20 protein-coding genes are annotated in these 19,684 nt (G+C 38.5%); 19 read left to right on the forward strand and 1 reads right to left on the reverse strand.

Annotated features, from left to right (window positions below):
• Positions 1-6 precede the first annotated feature (6 nt).
• The 7 genes from HCH28_RS07635 (at position 7) to HCH28_RS07665 (ending at position 6,665) form a co-directional block, all read left to right on the forward strand.
• Positions 7-1,257, forward strand: coding sequence for a thymidine phosphorylase (locus HCH28_RS07635; RefSeq protein WP_221680473.1), 1,251 nt, complete (start codon positions 7-9; stop codon positions 1,255-1,257).
• A 239-nt stretch (positions 1,258-1,496) separates the two neighbouring features.
• On the forward strand, positions 1,497-1,850 hold the full coding sequence (gene spoIIAA, locus HCH28_RS07640) for an anti-sigma F factor antagonist (RefSeq protein ID WP_004232181.1): 354 nt from the start codon (positions 1,497-1,499) through the stop codon (positions 1,848-1,850).
• Positions 1,843-2,283: an anti-sigma F factor gene (gene spoIIAB / locus HCH28_RS07645; protein WP_004232182.1), complete on the forward strand. Its 441-nt coding sequence runs from the start codon at positions 1,843-1,845 to the stop codon at positions 2,281-2,283. The genes spoIIAA and spoIIAB overlap by 8 nt, the downstream gene beginning before the upstream one ends.
• 10 nt (positions 2,284-2,293) lie before the next feature.
• On the forward strand, positions 2,294-3,085 hold the full coding sequence (sigF, locus tag HCH28_RS07650; RefSeq protein ID WP_009370709.1) for an RNA polymerase sporulation sigma factor SigF: 792 nt from the start codon (positions 2,294-2,296) through the stop codon (positions 3,083-3,085).
• 15 nt (positions 3,086-3,100) lie between these two features.
• Entirely contained in the window at positions 3,101-4,549 is a 1,449-nt protein-coding gene (locus HCH28_RS07655; RefSeq protein WP_221680474.1) for a spore germination protein, read from the forward strand.
• A gap of 225 nt (positions 4,550-4,774) precedes the next feature.
• Positions 4,775-6,094 carry a diaminopimelate decarboxylase gene (lysA, locus tag HCH28_RS07660; protein WP_004232188.1) on the forward strand — a complete coding sequence of 440 codons (1,320 nt, stop codon included), beginning with the start codon at positions 4,775-4,777 and terminating at the stop codon, positions 6,092-6,094.
• A gap of 199 nt (positions 6,095-6,293) precedes the next feature.
• The gene (locus HCH28_RS07665) at positions 6,294-6,665 is read left to right on the forward strand and encodes a GNAT family N-acetyltransferase (RefSeq protein WP_009370710.1); all 372 of its coding nucleotides are present in this window, start codon (positions 6,294-6,296) and stop codon (positions 6,663-6,665) included.
• Here the strand turns inward: HCH28_RS07665 and HCH28_RS07670 are convergent.
• Positions 6,662-7,168, reverse strand: coding sequence for a DUF309 domain-containing protein (locus tag HCH28_RS07670; protein ID WP_221680475.1), 507 nt, complete (start codon positions 7,166-7,168; stop codon positions 6,662-6,664). The two genes, HCH28_RS07665 and HCH28_RS07670, sit on opposite strands and share 4 nt — an antisense overlap.
• A 55-nt stretch (positions 7,169-7,223) precedes the next feature.
• Between HCH28_RS07670 and HCH28_RS07675 the strand changes: the two genes are divergently transcribed.
• From HCH28_RS07675 to HCH28_RS07730, 12 genes are all read left to right on the forward strand, one after another.
• A complete protein-coding gene (locus HCH28_RS07675; protein WP_004232198.1) occupies positions 7,224-8,003 on the forward strand; it encodes a segregation/condensation protein A in 780 nt (259 codons plus the stop codon).
• A complete protein-coding gene (gene scpB, locus HCH28_RS07680; RefSeq protein WP_221680476.1) occupies positions 7,975-8,568 on the forward strand; it encodes an SMC-Scp complex subunit ScpB in 594 nt (197 codons plus the stop codon). Before HCH28_RS07675 ends, scpB begins: the two co-directional genes overlap by 29 nt.
• A 71-nt stretch (positions 8,569-8,639) precedes the next feature.
• Positions 8,640-9,710, forward strand: a complete 1,071-nt coding sequence (locus tag HCH28_RS07685) for a D-alanyl-D-alanine carboxypeptidase family protein (protein ID WP_221680477.1) — start codon at positions 8,640-8,642, stop codon at positions 9,708-9,710.
• Between the two features lie 118 nt (positions 9,711-9,828).
• Positions 9,829-10,401: a hypothetical protein gene (locus HCH28_RS07690; protein ID WP_255600954.1), complete on the forward strand. Its 573-nt coding sequence runs from the start codon at positions 9,829-9,831 to the stop codon at positions 10,399-10,401.
• 300 nt (positions 10,402-10,701) lie between these two features.
• A complete protein-coding gene (locus HCH28_RS07695; protein WP_004232209.1) occupies positions 10,702-11,433 on the forward strand; it encodes a pseudouridine synthase in 732 nt (243 codons plus the stop codon).
• 317 nt (positions 11,434-11,750) lie between these two features.
• Positions 11,751-12,290 (forward strand): thiol-disulfide oxidoreductase ResA, encoded by a 540-nt coding sequence (resA, locus tag HCH28_RS07700; protein ID WP_004232210.1) that lies wholly within the window; start codon positions 11,751-11,753, stop codon positions 12,288-12,290.
• A 6-nt stretch (positions 12,291-12,296) separates the two neighbouring features.
• Positions 12,297-13,973: a cytochrome c biogenesis protein ResB gene (gene resB, locus HCH28_RS07705; protein WP_221680478.1), complete on the forward strand. Its 1,677-nt coding sequence runs from the start codon at positions 12,297-12,299 to the stop codon at positions 13,971-13,973.
• Complete coding sequence (ccsB, locus tag HCH28_RS07710) at positions 13,970-15,151, forward strand: c-type cytochrome biogenesis protein CcsB (RefSeq protein ID WP_305068587.1); 1,182 nt, start codon at positions 13,970-13,972, stop codon at positions 15,149-15,151. Before resB ends, ccsB begins: the two co-directional genes overlap by 4 nt.
• A 115-nt stretch (positions 15,152-15,266) precedes the next feature.
• Entirely contained in the window at positions 15,267-15,983 is a 717-nt protein-coding gene (locus HCH28_RS07715) for a response regulator transcription factor (protein ID WP_004232215.1), read from the forward strand.
• Entirely contained in the window at positions 15,976-17,751 is a 1,776-nt protein-coding gene (locus HCH28_RS07720) for an ATP-binding protein (RefSeq protein ID WP_202341593.1), read from the forward strand. The genes HCH28_RS07715 and HCH28_RS07720 overlap by 8 nt, the downstream gene beginning before the upstream one ends.
• Before the next feature lie 78 nt (positions 17,752-17,829).
• Positions 17,830-18,363: an RNA polymerase sigma factor SigX gene (gene sigX / locus HCH28_RS07725; protein WP_009370717.1), complete on the forward strand. Its 534-nt coding sequence runs from the start codon at positions 17,830-17,832 to the stop codon at positions 18,361-18,363.
• On the forward strand, positions 18,360-19,646 hold the full coding sequence (locus HCH28_RS07730; RefSeq protein WP_221680479.1) for an RNA polymerase subunit sigma: 1,287 nt from the start codon (positions 18,360-18,362) through the stop codon (positions 19,644-19,646). The genes sigX and HCH28_RS07730 overlap by 4 nt, the downstream gene beginning before the upstream one ends.
• Positions 19,647-19,684 lie beyond the last annotated feature (38 nt).

Below are 19,684 nucleotides of genomic sequence, written 5' to 3' on the forward strand. Positions count from 1 at the left end.
TTTTGTATGAATATGGTTCAATTGTTTGAAAAGAAAAAACAAGGATTAGAGCTTTCTCAAGCTGAAATTCAATATTTTGTTGAAGGCTATACGACAGGCTCAATTCCAGATTATCAAGCAAGCTCTTTATTAATGGCGATACGTTTACTAGGCATGTCAGATGATGAGACATTTTATTTAACAAAGGCAATGATCGAATCAGGCGATGTCATTGATTTAACATCTATTGAAGGCTTTAAAATTGATAAACACTCAACAGGAGGAGTTGGTGACAAGGTCACACTTGTTGTTACGCCAATTATTGCTGCTCTCGGAATTCCTGTTGCGAAATTTAGTGGTAAAGGCTTAGGGATTACTGGGGGAACAATTGATAAACTTGAATCCATTCAGGGCTTTAAAACAGAGCTTTCATCCCAGGAATTCATTGATAATGTCAATCAGCATAAAATTGCAGTTGCTGGACAAACAGGTAATCTTGTACCAGCCGACAAAAAATTATATGCATTGCGTGATGTGACAGGTACTGTCGATTCTATTCCACTAATCGCCGCATCAATTATGAGTAAAAAAATTGCTAGTGGTGCCGATGGTATTGTACTAGATGTAAAATGTGGCTCAGGTGCGTTTATGAAGACGCAGGAAGAAGCACAGCGTTTAGCAGATACAATGACGGCCATTGGAGAAAAACTTGGCCGTAAAGTCATCGCACATATTAGTGATATGGATAATCCATTAGGGAAAATGATTGGTAATAAGCTTGAGGTAGTAGAGGCTTATGCCCTATTAAGTGGACGCTTGGAAGAAACGCATGAAGATTTGGTTGATGAATGTGTTGTCATCGCTTCCTTGATGTACCAAATTGCGGCTGGTGTGAATGAAGCGGAAGCGACAGCTGCTGTTAAGCGAGTGCTAGCAGATGGCTCTGCAGCTGCAAAATTCGAGGAGTTTATTGTGGCGCAAGGCGGAGTAGTCACTGATATTGTTCAAAATGACACAGCTCATAAAGTTGCAGTGACAGCGGTTTCAGAAGGCACTGTGGAAACTATAAATGCTTTATTAGTTGGTGAAGCAAGTGTTAGTCTAGGCGCTGGACGTTTAACGAAAGAATCAAAGCTAGATTATGATGCAGGTATTCAGCTAATCGCCAAAAAAGGTGATCATGTCACTAATGGCGATACGATTGCTTATTTGTATTCAAATCAGCCGATTGACGAAGAGACAATTAATAAAATTCAGCAAGCTTATACAATTGCATAAAGATTATTAGCGAGAGCCCTCACTTATGAGGGTTCTCGCTTTTTTGTGTGTTCGATGAATCGCCAAAATTTAGAGCTCGATAGCGTTTAGAAATTGTAGATTTATCCCATACTGCACTTAACCTAAAAAGCTATAAGTATGTCGATTAGACACTATTTCAGAAGACTTTGCACTAGTTCTGTCAGCCACAAGGATTCAACCTATTGAATGTGGAATTGCACGAGGAGGAGGCGATGTTCATGCATTATCAATTAGAAATGGTCACAAGAGAGACAGTCGTTATACGTTTGTTTGGGGAGCTCGATCATCATGCCGTTGAACAAATTCGAGCGAAAATTTCTGCAGCAATTTTTCAAGGCACTGTGACGACCATCATTTGGAACTTGGAAGGACTATCTTTCATGGATAGTTCGGGAGTTGGTTTAGTGCTTGGTCGTATGCGTGAGTTAGAGGCAGTTGCTGGGCGAACTATATTATTGAATCCATCGCCAACAATGCGAAAAGTATTTCAATTTTCAGGGTTAGGACCGTGGATGATGGATGCAACAGAGGAACAAGCGATTGATCGCGTAAGGGGGATTGTAAATGGATAACGAAATGACATTAACTTTTTTGGCACTTAGTGAAAATGAAGCTTTAGCGCGTGTAGCTGTTACAGGCTTTATTGCACAATTAGACCCAACTATTGATGAGCTATCAGAATTTAAAACAGTTGTCTCAGAAGCAGTTTCCAATGCTATTATTCATGGCTATGAAGAAGATGGTAAGGGTGTTGTGACAGTTCATGCTAAACGTGAGGATGATATTGTGACAGTGTCTGTCATGGATAAAGGGATAGGAATTGAAGACGTTAGTCGAGCGATGGAACCATTATTTACAACAAAAAGTATGATGGAGCGTTCGGGTATGGGCTTCACGATTATGGATAGCTTCTCAGACCAGCTGACAGTTATATCAAAATGGCAAGAAGGAACAACTGTAACATTCACGAAGAAATTTTACACAGTTCGCACAGCGGTAATGTGAGGTTAAACCCGTGAAGCCGTTAGAACAGTCGTCCGATAAGCTATTGTCTCAGGAGGAAATGCGTGATTTAATTGCACGCGCACAGCAGGGCGATCACGAGGCTCGTAAACGAATGGTAGAAGGCAATACGAGACTTGTGTGGTCCATTGTTCAACGTTTTACAACGAGAGGTGTTGAGCTTGAGGATTTATTCCAGATTGGCTGCATAGGGCTCATGAAATCTGTGGATAAATTTGATTTAACCTATGATGTGAAATTTTCAACCTATGCTGTACCGATGATCATTGGAGAAATTCAGCGCTTTTTAAGGGATGATGGCATGGTGAAGGTGAGCCGCTCTATTCGTGAGCTGAATTTTAAAATCCGTCATGCTACAGATGAATTTATTAAAAAGAACGAACATCCACCAACCATTCAAGAGCTTGCTCAGGTGCTTGGTGTGACAACAGAGGAAATTGTTACCGCATCCGATGCACTGAGAGACCCTGCCTCTCTTCATGAGCAATTGTATGAGAGTGAGGGGGATTCCATTACACTAATGGATCAAATGAAGGATGAAAAATCCGAGCAACCCTTTGATTACATCCCATTGAAAGAAGTACTAACGAGACTTGAGCCAAGAGAGCAGTCTATCATATATCTTCGCTATTTTTCAGATTGCACGCAAACTGAAATTGCAAATAGATTAGGTATTTCGCAGGTACAGGTCTCCCGTTTAGAGAAAAAAATCCTTGCCCAGCTGAAAAGTTGGATGGCAACAAGTGCAACAGTGGAGCAGGAAGTAATAAAAAAAGACATCTAAGAAAATGGTGACAGCATGACAAATAAATTATTTAACAGCTTAGAAGAAGCCGAAGATTTTCTTATAGAACAATTTGGTGACGGCGAATCGTTTGACGTTGGTATTAAACACTTATATGTCAAAGATTTGCCGGTCCTTTGTGCATATATTAGCGGGCTTGTAGATGGAGAAGCTTTAACACAGTTACTGTCTAGCATGCTTCCTGATGAGGACATTGAAATTGATGTAGAGGATGAGAAGGAATATTTTGAGTCTTACTTTAATTTCCATGGACGTTCAGAAGAAACAGAGCGTAAAGCCTATTTACTAGCCATTTTAAGTGGACAAGTCACCTTTATTACTAAAAGTGGCTATTGCTATGTTGCAGAGCTTAGAAACTATCCAGGGCGTTCTCCAGAAGAGCCAGATAATGAAAAAGTTATCCGTGGATCAAGAGATGGCTTTACAGAAGGGATTTCTCAAAACACAGCCTTAATACGTAGGCGAATTCGTAATAGTAATCTACGTTTCGAGCTACATAAAATATCCAAAATCGGTCAAACCGACGTGGCGATCGCGTTTATGAAGGATGTTGCCAATGAAGATATGCTCGAAAGTATACGACAGCGTCTTGGACAAATAAATCATGATGGCTTGACGATGGCCGATAAATCATTAGAAGAATGGCTATTTAAACAAAAGTTCCACCCAGTTCCATTTGTACGTTATACGGAGAGACCCGATATTGCTGCAGCTCATCTGCTTGAAGGGCATATAGCTATATTAGTCGATACTTCTCCATCCGTTATTTTAGTGCCTGTTACCATGTTTCATTTATTACAGCATGCAGAGGAATATCGACAGGCGCCAACTGTAGGGACATTTGTACGTTTAATGCGATATTTTGGTTCCATTATGGGTTTACTTTTATTGCCATTGTGGTATGTATTTGCAACGAATGAATCCCTACTTCCAGATGCCCTCTCCTTTTTAGGAACAGAGGAGAAATCGCATGTACCTTTATTACTACAAATTTTGATTGCAGATATTGGAATAGAGTTTTTGAGGATGGCCGCCATTCATACTCCGTCACCATTGTCCACAGCGATGGGGTTGGTTGCGGGGGTAATCATTGGTCAAATTGCGATTGATGTTGGATTATTCTCTTCAGAGGTGGTTCTCTATACAGCAGTTGCAGCCATTCTTATTTTCATTATTCCATCCTATGAGCTTAGTATCTCCATTAAAATTTTTAGGTTACTGTTACTTCTGATGACGGGTCTCTGGGGTGTCAATGGGTTATTTATTGGTTTATTTTTATTGTTTACGTATTTATGTTCATTACGACCAATGCAGGCACCTTATTTATGGCCGCTTGTTCCATTCTTTCCAACCGCAATGCTTCGCGTCATTATTCGTTTCCCAATGACAGCGGATGCACTAAGACCTTATGTAGTCGCTTCCAAACAGCGAAAAAGATCATAGGAGCCGTTGCACTCGTTTTTTTCATGTGATAAAGTTCACATATAGTATTTTGTGATTTTTGCAAAAATTATTTTCATTCAAGAAAAAGCAAGAACTATACATTTGTTTTTTTATATGTGAGGGAAATAATTTTTTGATGGAATGGTTCTAATATAGTAAAGAACCATTCCACTTTCAAACCGTAAAAATAACAAGATGGAACGATGTGAAAAGGGAGAGATGCACATGCATTTATATGGAACACAAGCGATTTCTGAAGATGGTCATTTAACAATTGGACAGGTAGACACATTAGAGCTAGCAAAAGAGTATGGTACACCACTTTTCGTGTATGATACTGCACTTATTCGTAAGCGTGCGCGCAGCTTTATCGATACGTTTAAAAAACTAGGTGTAAAAGCAGAAGTAGCTTATGCTTCAAAAGCATTTGCATGTGTAGCGGTGTATCAATTAGCAGCAGAAGAAAATTTATCATTGGATGTTGTATCTGGTGGAGAATTATTTACGGCCTTAAAGGCAGGTTTCCCTGCAGAGCGCATTCATTTTCATGGTAACAATAAAAGCATTGCTGAAATAGAGCTAGCTTTTGACTCCAAGATTGGATGTATTGTTGTAGATAATTTCTATGAAATACAGCTTTTAAAAGATATTTCGGAGCGCCGTCAGCAAAAAATGCGTATATTATTACGTGTTACACCAGGTGTTGAAGCACATACGCATGATTTCATCACGACAGGTCAAGCAGATTCAAAATTCGGCTTTGACTTAAACAATGGTCAAGCAGATGAAGCATTCCAACAAACATTTAACCATGAATTCCTAGAGCTACTTGGTTTACATTGCCATATTGGCTCACAAATTTTTGACACTGCAGGTTTTGGATTGGCTGGAGAAAAATTGATTGACAAAATTTCTGATTGGAACAAGACTCACGGATTTACATGTACTGTGTTAAACTTAGGTGGGGGCTTTGGTATTCGTTATACTGAAGAAGATGCACCGCTTGAACCACAAGTATATGTAGAGGATATGATTACAGTTGTCAAAAATAAAGCAACTGTTCTTGGACTGAAGATGCCGGAAATTTGGATTGAACCAGGTCGATCACTTGTAGGTGATGCAGGAACATCTCTTTATACAATCGGTTCACAAAAAACTGTGCCAGATGTGCGAAAATATATTGCTGTTGATGGAGGTATGAGCGATAATATCCGTCCCGCATTATACGATGCTAAGTATGAGGCAGTCATCGCAAGTAAGGCGAACGAGCCGAAAGATGAGCTCTATACAGTTGCTGGTAAATTATGTGAATCTGGCGATAAATTAATTATTGATGCTAAACTACAAGATGCTGCTTCAGGTGATGTGTTAGCCATCTTCTGTACAGGTGCGTATGGTTATTCGATGGCTAGTAACTATAATCGTGTGCCAAGACCTGCAGTTGTATTTGTAGAGGATGGACAGCATCAACTAGCTATTCGCCGCGAAAGTTATGAAGATATTGTGCAAAACGATCTCCCGCTAACTTTAAAAAAGGGTGAGTAAATTTGAGGAAAAATAAGTGGGTATTACTAGCGTCCATTACAACATTTATTTTATTATGGGGCGTAGTCTATTGGGTGTTGGCGTCGAAAGGTATTCTCGGACCTGGTTCGTAAGACAGAAATTGGCTTGCGGTAAAAGTACAAATCGTGTAGGATAGTCAAAGATTATGTACAGCTAGAAAAAGAGGGAATAGACAAATATGTTAATTCGATATAAAAAAGCTTTAGAGAAAATAGCAATGGGGCTACTTTCATTTATGCCTAACGAAAAAGACGTAAAAAAGCTTACAGAAACCATCCACTCCTATGAAAATGACGATAATTGGGTTTTATACTTATGGAAAAAGAATGATGAATATGTTGGCATTGTAGGGCTTGTTGTTGACGAGCATAATATAGCTACAATCCAACACGTGTCGGTGATCCCTTCCTATAGGGGAGAGGGAGTAGCAACGGAGATGCTTCAAGAAGTGGCGGAACTTGGCCAATATGAAAGTATGCGTGCTACAGATGAAACACGTAGTTTTGTTCAAAAATGTATTCATTGTATCGATGAAAAAGCAGACGATTAACAACGTCTGCTTTTTCTTTGTTTGCTTTCTTGTCGCTCTGCAAGAATATGTGAGCGATCTCGAAGCATATGTTTATGAAGAAGATAATTTGAGCTATTTGATGGCAAAAGCTTTATACGTGCTAGGGCTAAATCCAGCAAGTGAGGTGAAAGAGGGAGCTGGAAAGTTTGAAAGGACTTGCCCGTTTTAATCGAAGTGATAGCTTTTGTTATTTGTGTTAGGAGTTCAAGATAATCAATTTCTTGGAAAAAAACATGCCCTTCATTTTCTTGAAAGTTATGAAGTGCTTTTTCTAGTATTCGTATAGCACCAGTGTTGTTACCACGTCGCCAATGATAGAAACCTGTTGCCAGCTGCACATAGCCGACAAGTGGATGCATTTTATCGCCAGGTGCAATTTCCTTCCAATATTCCTCTAGCACTTCATGGCATTCAAAAAAATCTTGATTGCCATTAAAATAGGCACAGTAATCTATAAATAAAGTATGATGCTGTGGATGCATTTTGGACTCCTTTCCACTATACTTAAAGAACATAGAATCTCAGGGTGGTAAAATAATGTCTTATGAAGTAAAATTAGAAGCCTTTTCAGGGCCTCTTGATTTATTATTGCATTTAATTCACAGATTGGAAATTGATATCTATGATATCCCAATGGCTGAAATTACACAACAATATATCGACCATATACACGCAATGCAAGTACTAGAGTTAAATGAAGCAAGTGAATATTTAGTGATGGCAGCAACGTTACTGGCAATTAAAAGCCGCATGTTATTGCCAATTCACGAAGGAGAGATGGAGGACGCAGAATTAGAAGTGGACGGCCCTGACCCTCGTGAAGAACTGGTGCAACGCTTAATCGAATATAAAAAATACAAAGAAGCAGCTAGTAATTTGCAGGAGCTTGAAACAGACCGAGCACAGGTATTTACGAGGCCACCTGCTGATTTAACAGGATTAGCCTCAGAAGAACAGATGGCTTTATTTGATTTGAATGTGAATATCTATGATATGCTTGGCGCATTTCAAAAATTGATGCGTCGCAAAAAATTAAAAAAACCATTAAAAACTACTGTAGCAAGGCAGGAGCGATCAGTAAGAGATCAAATGCGCTCTGTTGTGGATTCGTTACGATTAACAGGTGGACGTGCATCATTTTTCGAGCTTTTTCCCTATGAAGATAAGCCAACACTTATTCTGACGTTTGTATCTCTTCTTGAACTGATGAAACGTCAGGTCGTCATCGTAGAGCAAGATGGTAACTTTGAAGAATTAACGGTTACCTTACAGAAGGAGGAATGGGAAGATGACGAAAACATCAATGTTACAGAGTAGAATTGAAGCCTTATTGTTTGTTGTGGGAGATGATGGCTTAACGATTAAACAACTCTCACAACTTTTAGGAGAACAGGAAGAGTTGATCCTTCAAACAATGAATACATTAAGGGAAGCGTATGATGAAGATTTAGCAAGAGGAATTACGGTGAAAGAAATTGCAGGCGTCTATCAGCTCATTACAAAATCTGAGTTTGCCGATACGATTCAAAGATTAGTAGAAAATCCAACTGCGCAATCCTTATCCCAGGCCTCCCTCGAAGTGTTGGCAATAGTGGCATACAAACAGCCCATTACACGTGTAGCGATAGAAGATTTGCGCGGTGTCAAGTGTGAGCGTCCAATCCAGACGTTAGTTTCGCGAGGATTAATTAAAGAGGTAGGTCGGTCAGAAGGGACTGGACGTGCCATCTTATATGGAACAACAAAAGAGTTTTTACATTATTTTGGCTTAAATAGTATAGAAGAAATGCCTCCTCTACCTGAGGAGGATCTTGTTGAAACAGAACAAGAAACAGATTTATTTATGACCAAATTCCAAGAAACATTTAGTGTGGCAAAATAATGTTATAATGCGTTGTCTTCAACATAAATAATATCTACAATTTCCTATCACATTGAATAAGGAGTGGCTCCTTGCTTCGGTTATTTCGTTTAACACTGTTTATGATCATTGTGTTAATGGTAATGCTTCCTCAGACTAGTTTAGCAAGAGGAGGAAGCGGCTATGCTGTCTTAGATGGCGAGACTGGACGGATTTTAATAGGGTCCAATAGCGATGAACGATTACCTATTGCTAGTCTAACGAAAATTTGGACAGCACTTGTGGCAATTGAAAATAGTGACTTGCAGGAAGAAGTTGTCATATCTCCGAAGGCTGCTATGGCTGAGGGGAGTTCTATTTACTTACAGGCTGGTGAAACGGTGACAGTTGAAACGTTATTGTACGGCTTAATGCTACGTTCCGGCAATGATGCTGCAACAGCTTTAGCCGAACATGTAGGAGGGTCTCTAGAGGGTTTTGTCAAATTAATGAATGAAAGAGCTGTTATTGCAGGTCTTACCAATACCGTCTTTATGAATCCTTCTGGTCTTCATCATGATGAGCATTTATCGTCTGCAAGAGATACTGCTGAGATGTTAAGACTTGCTTTGCAAAATAAAACATTTGAGAAAATTGCTTCAACGGTACTTTATCGGGCAAATACAGTAAATGGAATGCTATGGGAAAATAAACACCGACTATTAAGAGAAGGCTCAGGAATGGCGGCAGATATAGATGATGAGACAGAACAGCCTGTAAGTTCCTTAAAGTCAGCCACTGGTACTGCTTTCGCTGGAAAAACGGGCTTTACTAAGGTTGCTGGACGAACACTTGCAACGGCCTTTCAAAAGGACGGGCAAATCTGCATTGTCGTTACATTAAATGAATCAGACGATTGGAATGTACATCGAGGCTTATCCAATAAAGTATGGCAAGATTATAGTCTTGAAACAGTAGTGAAAAAGGGTAAATACAATGTCAATAAAAAGTTGGCTATTCGTTTACAAGAGCCCGTTCGACTACAGTTAAATAAAGAGGAAAAAGAACAGGTGAGGCAAGTATTACATGTTTCAAGGAAACGCCAAGAAGCAGTCTTGTCGATCTTTATTGGAGAAGAACGTATTTATGCAACACCAGTAAAAGTTGAATCAGCGGATCGTTAAAAACGATTTGCTGATTTTTTACATTATTTGATTAATTGCTATTAAATTTGGTAAAATGATAATGAATGTAAAATTCTTAATTTTCGGAAAGATGGTGAGGAAATTGAGGAATGCTTCTATGGAAAGTAATGGTAGGCAAATTCAGTTTGGTCTAATCATTATCTTATTCTTATCAAGTTTAATTGTCCCTGTCATTCTACTATATCCAATTCAAGAGATACTATATCGACCTAATGAATTTTATTATTTTGCACCTTATTTTAATGCTTATCTTATCTTTATGGTCTCTTTATTTGTCATGGCCCTCATACTACTAATCAATTATTTGATCATACCTAAAACGCAAAAAAGCAAGAATATTCAACGTGGTCTGGTGTCTACTTCCTTATTAATTGCCGTAGGTTTCATCGCATTAAGCTTTAATACTTATAAATGGATAGATTCAAGAGGTATTCATATGAATCCATTATTTAGTTTAAAAGTAAATTTTATCGAGTGGGAAGAAATAGTGAAAGTTGAGCAGGTTAATCTAGAAAAAAGTGGTGTGACAAAGCCTGATCGATTAGTTTTTACGTTACAAGACGGTTCAACAATTGAGGAACCTTTGGCAGGTAAAATGATGTTGGCTAAAAACTATATCGCCAATGAGTTAAAGCAGCGTGGTCTAACAATTGAAAATGTTTACAAATAAAAGCTGCCGAATGGTAGCTTTTTTTCTGTCAAAATAAACATTTTACAATCGATTCGCATGATTACCAAATGTGCATACTGCTAGTAAACAAAACAAAATCCGGGTTCAAATGTTGAGAAATTAGCGAATGAAAAATTATTTGGAATACTCAATTAAAAAATGTGAAATTTGTTTTTCTTTAATAATGTCTAAAAGTATGACATAATTTTCACAGATTAGCGGGAAAAATAACCCTATTCATTGGATCGAAATCGAATGATGACGAACGTGTCAATGTGAAAGAAAACTAGAGGTGAAAAAATGGAAAGATTACAAAAGGTCATTGCCTATGCAGGCGTTGCGTCAAGGCGCAAGGCAGAGCAATTGATTTTAGAAGGTAAAGTTAAAGTAAATGGTGTAGTGGTACGTGAGTTAGGAACAAAGGTATCTAATTCCGATACAATTGAAGTAGAAGGTGTGAAACTAGAAAAAGAAGATAAGGTATATTTCTTGCTTTACAAACCACGTGGAACAATTTCTGCAGTTACAGATGATAAAGGACGCAAAACTGTCACAGATTTATTTCATCATATTCCGCAACGTATTTTCCCAGTTGGTCGTCTTGATTATGATACATCTGGATTATTGCTATTGACAAATGATGGAGAATTTTCCTATATGTTGACACATCCGAAATTTAAAATTGACAAAACATATATCGCTCGTGTCAAAGGTGTGCCAACAATTGAAGGGCTTAAAAAGCTTCAACGAGGGATCAAATTAGAGGATGGTAAGACAGCACCTGCTAAGGTAAGTATGACATCTTTCGATGAAAAAGCGGGCAAAGCTATTTGTGAAATCACGATTCATGAAGGGCGCAATCGCCAAGTTCGTCGTATGTTTGAAGCGATTGGAACACCCGTTGTTAAATTAAAACGCGAACGCTTTGCTTTCTTAGATTTATTTGGCCTTGCTCCAGGAGAATACCGTGAATTATCAAAGCATGAAGTAAAGCAACTACGTGTGTTAGCAGAAACAGGAAAGCTTGATTAATGCAATTTTGCTAGAAGAAAGTGTGGATACCACAAGAGGTATTTGGATGTTTACACTTTCTTTGTGGTGAAATCGTTCATAAATCATTCATAATTAATAGCTAAGTGTTTTTGTATCATTTTGCTATAATAGGTGAGAATAGTACACCTAGTAGCAGTTTGTTCAAATAAGCTGTAACACATTTAATCCGGTATTGTTGACGTCAATGTGAAAGAAGTTTTTACATACTTATAGACGTATAGAGAGTGAAAAAGTTCTATTTGTCTCTTCAATATGTAAAAACAACGCAAGCCGTAATTGATAGGGGGTTTATTAACTTGGAGAAAAAGAAAAAGCGTCTTGTACTGCGAACTGTCATTTTAGCTGTGTTAGCGTTGGCAATCGGGTACACAGTATATGGAACAGCAACAAAGGAAAAAGTAGAGTTAGTAGCAGTGGGCTCTGAGGCACCTGACTTCACGTTAGTAGATTTAAACGGTGAAAAACATAAATTGTCGGATTATAAAGGACAAGGGGTATTTTTAAATTTCTGGGGAACTTGGTGTAAGCCTTGTGAGAAAGAAATGCCCGCAATGGACAATCAGTATCAAGAATTTAAAGATCACGGTGTACAAACATTAGCTGTTAATATTGCTCAAACAGATTTTGAAGTACAGAATTTTGTCGATCGATATGGGTTGTCATTTCCAGTAGTTATCGACAAAACAAAAAGTGTTATGACTGCTTATAATGTAGGACAATTACCTGCAACAGTGCTAATTGATCCAGAAGGCAAAGTGGCCAAAATTATTACAGGTGAAATGACGGAGAAAGATATTGCTTCGTACATGGAATTAGTGAAGCCAAATAAGGAGTAAATGACGATGGAAAAAATCATTTGTGCTTGTGGTCATAGTAATCCATACGGCACGAAGCTTTGTGAGAAATGTGGTCGTCCTTTAACTGAAGAAGAAAAACAAAATAAGGTTGTTGATATGCGCTATGATGGTATGGCCATTCGCTCCAAAACATATAACAAATCATTTGTTGATAAAATATGGAATTTCTTCTCCAGTGTTAAAGTTGGTATATCCTTAATTATTATCACATTAATTGCTGCTTCAGTCGGAACATTACTACCACAAGAGTTTTACGTAAAAGCTTCTGATATGGAGAAGGGGGCTTACTACGCAGACGTATATGGTACATTCGGTAAAATCTATTATACGTTGGGGCTTTCGGATTTATATAGCTCATGGTGGTTCCAGATTTTAGTTGGTATGCTAGCAGTATCAATTATTGTGGCAAGTCTTGACCGAGGCATTCCACTTTATAAATCATTAAAGAATCAACGTGTTAAAAGACATGAAAGCTTTATGAAGCGTCAGCGCATTGTTGCAGAAGGACAAGTGTCAGCAAGTGCGGAGGAAACGCTTGATAAAGTGGCTCAAAAAATGACTGAGATGAAGTATTCTGTTCGTCGAGATGGTAGCGCTCTCTTAGCTGAAAAAGGACGCTTTTCTCGTTACGGTCCGTACATAAACCATGTAGGTCTCATCATTTTTTTAGGTGGGGTCATGCTACGTCTAGTCCCAGGATTCTATGTTGATGAATCGATATGGGTGCGTGAAGGTGAAACACGTGCTATCACTGGAATGGAAGGCTATTTCATTGAAAACCGTGATTTTGTTTTAGAAACACATGATAATACACCTCAAGGTGAGCAAGTTAAACAGGGTGTGAATGTAGTGGCTAAAAACTTCCAAACCGATATTACACTATACAAGCAACCTGAAGACGCATTGCCTGGGGATACGGAAAATCTAGAAAAAGTAAAAGACTATTCCATTCGTGTAAACCATCCTTTGAAAGAAGATGGCTTTGCTCTTTACCAGATGGATTATCGTCTAAATGAATTAAAACAGATGAACTTTGAATTAATTAATAAGACGACAGAGAAATCATTAGGTAAGGTAGAGATTGATTTAACAAATCCTAAAAAAGAATATGATTTAGGGAATGGTTCATCCGTTCAAATTCTTGTCTATACACCTGATTTTGATGGATTTGAAAATGGTGAACCTCAGACAAAAACGTCTATTCCAAATAATCCTGCATTTTTATTTAAAATGACTACACCAGAAACACCTGAAGGAGAAGTAAGCTTTGTTGAAATTATGCAGCCTCCTTTAGAACCACTGGGTGAAAATAAATATAGAATGAAATTTGCTAGTGCAGAGATGCGTGATATGTCAGGTATTACGGTGCGAAAAGATAGCACCATCCCTATTCTGTTTGTTGGTGGGGTCATCTTTATGATCGGTGTTGCCATTGGCTCTTACTGGAATCATCGTCGTTTATGGCTTCAAGTGGAACCAGACGGCCGTGTGTTAATGGCTGCCCATGTCAACAAAAATATGTTCAGTATGAAAAAGGATTTAGATGCTGTTACAACATTTGCTGCATTGCCTCCGTATAAAGATCAGTTAGAGAAAGATGAGGCTGGCGAAGAGTCCACTAATGGTGGCATTAAAGAAAAGGAAGGTGACAACACCTTATGAGTTTGATTGACTTAAGTGGAAACTTACTATTTGTAGCGTTTATTGCTTATCTAGTTGCGACATTATTATTTGGTGGTTCAATTAAGCAAGGTAATGCTACTGGTAAAAATACTGGCAAATGGGGCAAGCTTGCCATTGTGGTTACTATTATTGGTTTCCTATCACAGCTTGGCTATTTTATTACGCGTTGGATTTATACAGGACATGCGCCAGTAAGTAATATGTTTGAATTTACAACTGCCTTTGGTATGTTCATTGTTGGCGCGTTTATCTTAATTTATTTTATTTATCGTTTGACTGCACTTGGATTAGTGGCATTACCTGTAGCGCTTTTAATTATTGCTTATGCAGCAATGTTCCCGAAAGAAGTAAGTCCATTAGTGCCTTCATTACAAAGTCATTGGTTAACAATTCACGTTATTACAGCAGCATTAGGGCAATCTATTTTAGCCATTAGTGCTGTGGCAGGACTTATTTACTTATTAAAAGTAGTAGATTTAACAAAGCCCTCTAAACAACGTTTTTGGTTAGAAGCAGTCATGTACTGTCTTGTAGTAGTTATTGGATTTGTTGCGGTAACATCTACATTTAGTGCTATGGATTATGAGTCTAGCTATAATTATGTGGATAAAGAAGGAACTACTCGTAAAATTATTTACAATTTACCTCCAGTATTCGGTATGAATGAATATGAAGTGATAGAAGAACATGGCATGTCACCATTAGTAGAAATGCCAGCGTTAATTAATGCTAAAAAATTAACAACTGTTGTTTGGTCATTAATGGTAGGATCTGTGTTGTATTTATTAATTCGTTTAATTGCTCGCCGTCGAATTAGTGCCATTTTCCAACCACTTGTTAAACGTGTCAATTTACAATTACTTGATGAAATTGGTTATCGTTCAGTGCTGATTGGTTTCCCTGTATTCTCCCTTGGTGCTTTAATCTTTGCGATGATTTGGGCACAAATTGCTTGGAGTCGTTTCTGGGGTTGGGATCCAAAAGAAGTATGGGCTCTTATTACATGGTTATTCTATGCAGCATTCCTGCATTTACGTCTATCAAAAGGCTGGGAAGGTCGAAAATCTGCTTGGTTAGCACTAATTGGTTTTGGGATTATTTTATTCAATCTAATTGCTGTTAACTTAATTCTTGCAGGTTTACACTCCTACGCGTAACCTGTGAAGCAACAAGCCTTTTCGCTGTAGCGAAGAGGCTTTCTTTTCTTTTCAATATGTGTCACACCATGTACAATAGAAGTTAGAGAAAGATTGGAAGAGAGGGATCGTGAAAGTGTCAGAAAATATTTCAGTATTAGTAGTAGATGACGAGGATCGTATTCGCCGCTTATTAAAAATGTATCTTGAGCGAGAAGGATACCTTGTTGACGAGGCCGAAAATGGAGAACAAGCGATCGAGAAATCTTTAGAAAAAGAGTATCACTGTATTTTACTTGATATTATGATGCCTGAAAAAGATGGGCTAGAAGTGTGTGCAGAAATTCGAGAGCGCGCAGCAACGCCAATTATTTTATTAACTGCCAAAGGCGAAGAAGCAAACCGTGTACAAGGCTTTGAGCTTGGTGCAGATGACTATATCGTAAAACCATTTAGTCCTCGTGAGGTTGTGTTACGTGTGAAGGCTATTTTACGTCGTTCACAGGCTTTCTCACCAACGACTAATGCGTCTTCTTCAAAAGATTTAGTGGTGTTCCAACACTTAATGATTGATCATGATGCACACCGTGTGACTGCAGAGGGCATTGAGGTTAATTTAACACCGAAAGAGTATGAATTGCTGTACTTTTTAGCGAAATCACCAGACAAAGTATTTGACCGTGAACAACTACTAAAAGAGGTATGGCATTATGACTTCTTTGGTGATTTACGTACAGTGGACACACATGTAAAACGTTTACGGGAAAAACTCAACCGAGTTTCTGAAAACGCTGCTAAAATGATTGTGACGGTTTGGGGCGTTGGATACAAATTTGAGGTTGTCAATGAATAGAATATGGAATAGTGTTGTCGGGAAGCTATGGGTAACCATATTGCTTCTCGTTTCATTTGTATTATTTGTTTTCACGGTATTAATGCTTGAATTTCTTCAAAATTATCATATGCAGCAAGCGGAAATTTCATTGCGACAAACAGCTGCAACGGTAGCAAGTATAGTAGATGACAATGAAACAGCCGAATCTACCTCGGAATTATTAAAAGATATTTTACCTACAGGGACCAATGCATTGATCGCGATCAGTCATGTTGAAGTGTCTTTTGCGATGCAAGAGGGTGTCAACAAAAAAGAAATACAAGATACTATTTTAGCCAATAAATCTTTTCATGAAGTGTTTCAATCAGATGAACCAATTATTAAAGAAATGATGATGCCTTCTTCAACTGATCAAGAAAAGATGGAATCTTATGTCGTACTTGGCTTTCCCTTAAATGTGGAAAATGCAGTACATGGAGCTGTCTTCATCTATCAAAGCCCAGATGCGCTACATAAAACGTCTAAGGAAACAACGAAAATTGTCTTTTTAGCAGCCTTCATAGCATTTGTGTTGACGACATTCTTCGCATTCTTCCTTTCTTCACGTATAACTTCGCCATTAAGAAAAATGCGTGAATTAGCTTTTGAAATTGCAAAAGGGAATTTTGAAGCAAAAATGCCTACTACCCAAAATGACGAAATTGGTCAGCTTGCCGTTGCCTTTAACCAAATGGGCCGTCAATTAAAGCATAATTTAGAGGTTATCAATCAAGAAAACGAACAGCTTTCTAATATTTTGACATCCATGACAGATGCAGTGATTACATTTAATCGGGATCGTACAATATTATTAAGTAATCCACCAGCTGAACGTCTAATGCAAAAGTGGTTTGTGAATAAAGGCTCACAAAGTGCAAAACCTATCCCGCCAGAGCTGTATCATATGCTTGATCATGTGCTGATGTTTGAGGATAAACTAGAAGAGGAAATTGAAATGGATGGCAGCTATTATACATTTACTATTAGTCCCCTTTATAGTGGTGAAATGATACGTGGCGCTGTGGCTGTAATTCGTGATATGACTGAACAGCATCGCTTAGAAAAACTAAGATCCGATTTTATTGCCAATGTCTCCCATGAGCTCCGAACACCGATTGCCATGCTTCAAGGTTACTCGGAAGCATTAATGGATGACGATTTTATTCAGGATCAGGAAGAGCGAAATGAGATTACCAAGATTATTTATGATGAATCGAAGCGAATGGGCCGCCTTGTGACAGATCTATTAGATTTGGCACGCATGGAATCAGGGCATATGACGCTTTATAAAGATGAATTACCAATTAATTCTACATTTGAACGTATTACACAAAAGTTTTCACAAGTAGCAAAAGAAAAGCACGTTCGTTTGTTGTTTGAAAGTGAATTTAATGACGAGGCCATGATTAATATAGATGAGGATCGCATTGAACAAGTGCTTACAAATTTAGTCGACAATGCCCTTAGACATACAGATGAAGGGTCTGTGTCTGTGAAAGTAGAGCAGGAGCCGACATTTGCTAAAATATCTGTTCAAGATACAGGACATGGCATTCCTCAAGAGGACTTACCCTATGTCTTTGAACGTTTTTATAAAGCCGATAAGGCACGTACTCGTTCCAAGGGTGGAACTGGTCTCGGCTTAGCCATCGCTAGAAATATTGTGAAGGCACACTCAGGTAATATTATGGTAGACAGTGTGTTGAAAGAGGGTACGACCTTCACGTTTTATTTACCGTTCGATTAATAACAAGTATTGCTATTAATTGGCTGTAACTTCTGTGAATGTAAGACGACAAATATTATAGAACGGGGGTGGAGTGCTTTGAATGACTCCGTGTTCCATCGACTATACGATGCATATCACCAAGACGTGTTTCAGTTTTTAATCTATTTAGTAAAAAACCGTACACTTGCCGAAGATTTAGCACATGAAGTTTATGTACGAGTGTTGCGCTCATACGATCAATTTGCAGGGAATAGTAGTGAGAAAACTTGGCTATTTGCTATTGCTAAAAATGTAGCAATTGATCATTTTAGAAAGCAAGCTGTACGTCAAAAGCATTCACATGATTTCTTTGACTGGGAAACGGAACAGCTCCATTCAACCACGCCATCACCGGAAGATATGCTACAGGCCAGTGATGAATTTATGCAGGTAGAATCAGCACTTGAAAACTGCACAGGCGACCAAAAAATGGTCATTATAATGCGCTATTTTCAAGATTTATCGATTGCAGAAACAGCGCAAATACTAGATTGGACAGAAGCTAAGGTAAAAACGACCCAGCATCGAGCCATTAAATTTTTAAGGCAACAGCTACAGCCGATTAGAGAACAGGAGGCGAAACGGCAATGACACATAAGCCATTTGATGATGAACAGCTTGAACATGTCTTGAACAATGCCCCTAAGCTTTCTGACCGCCGTTCAAAAGAAGAAATATTAAATCGGTTAATGGCAGATGCTCGCTTGCAGGATAATAGTCACCTTCAAGAAGCAATACAACAACCTATAGAGAATGAAGAAGCGCAACCAGAAAGTAAACCTTTAAATCAAGATGAACGACCATCACGCTTAAAGTTCCGAAAAATGCCGATTTTTACGAGTGTAGCAGCAGTTTTCGCGATAACGGTACTCGTTGGCTTCATGTTCATGAATAATGGCGCTAGCCAAAAAGATCTCGCTAGTACGCCAGAAAAGGCTAATTACGCTACGTTACAGGAAGATCGTTCTGCTAAAGAGGCAGCAACCCAGGATGAGGCACTTCAATCCAGTATTGTATCGGAGCATGAGCGTATGTTATCTTTACGGTCGTCTGTCTATGAGGAAGATGTGAAAGATGCTGTCGTTTTCCGTATTGGTTTGGCAGGACGCGATGCAGAAAGTGTTCCGATGACATATGTGATACCAAATGAGCGTGTAGCAACTGATTTTGGAACAGAAAAACCTTCTACCTTACAGATGTATGAAAAATATGCTCCTCAAATAGATGAAGAAGCCAAAGGGTTTACGGAATATCATCCTTTTAAAGGTGAACTAAAGGAGAAGGAAGACAAGCTTGTCCACGTTTTACCAAAGGACAATGACTATGATGTTGCATCAGCTACCGTTAATGAATACAAAGGGACTTTAGAGGATACCTTCTCGGATTCTGAATATACGGAAGTTGAGATTCAAAATGAAGATGGCACACCTTATGAGTTTTCTCAAGAGGGTGAGCCAAGTCAAGCCATGTCATTAACAAACGCTAAGCATTTTAATTATTATTTATACCAAGATGGTAATGGGGCAGAATATCTGTCACCAGATTTCCGTCAAACATTTGCTAATGTTACAGAGGCACTTACACTAATGAAAAACAAAAATGATGATGTTTATGTAACAGTGGTTCCTGAAAACGTAACATATACCGTGAAAGAGGAAGCGGAAGGTGTAGTCGTAACATTCGATATTCCCTTAGATTTAGCATCGATGGAGCCAATTCGCGCTACCCAATTGATTGAAGCTATGATGTTAACTGCTGCTAGCTTTGACCAACAATTACGCTTAGATAATGTGGTCCAAGAAAGCTGGGAAGGATTCGATTTAAAAACGTATTTGCCAAAGCCTGTGGGTCCAAATAAACAATCTATGCCTTAGTCAGAATCAAAAATGGAGCATCCCTGTAACATGGAATG

Source organism: Lysinibacillus sp. K60 (assembly GCF_019731275.1).
In the GTDB taxonomy this organism is placed as follows: Bacteria; Bacillota; Bacilli; order Bacillales_A; family Planococcaceae; genus Lysinibacillus; species Lysinibacillus capsici.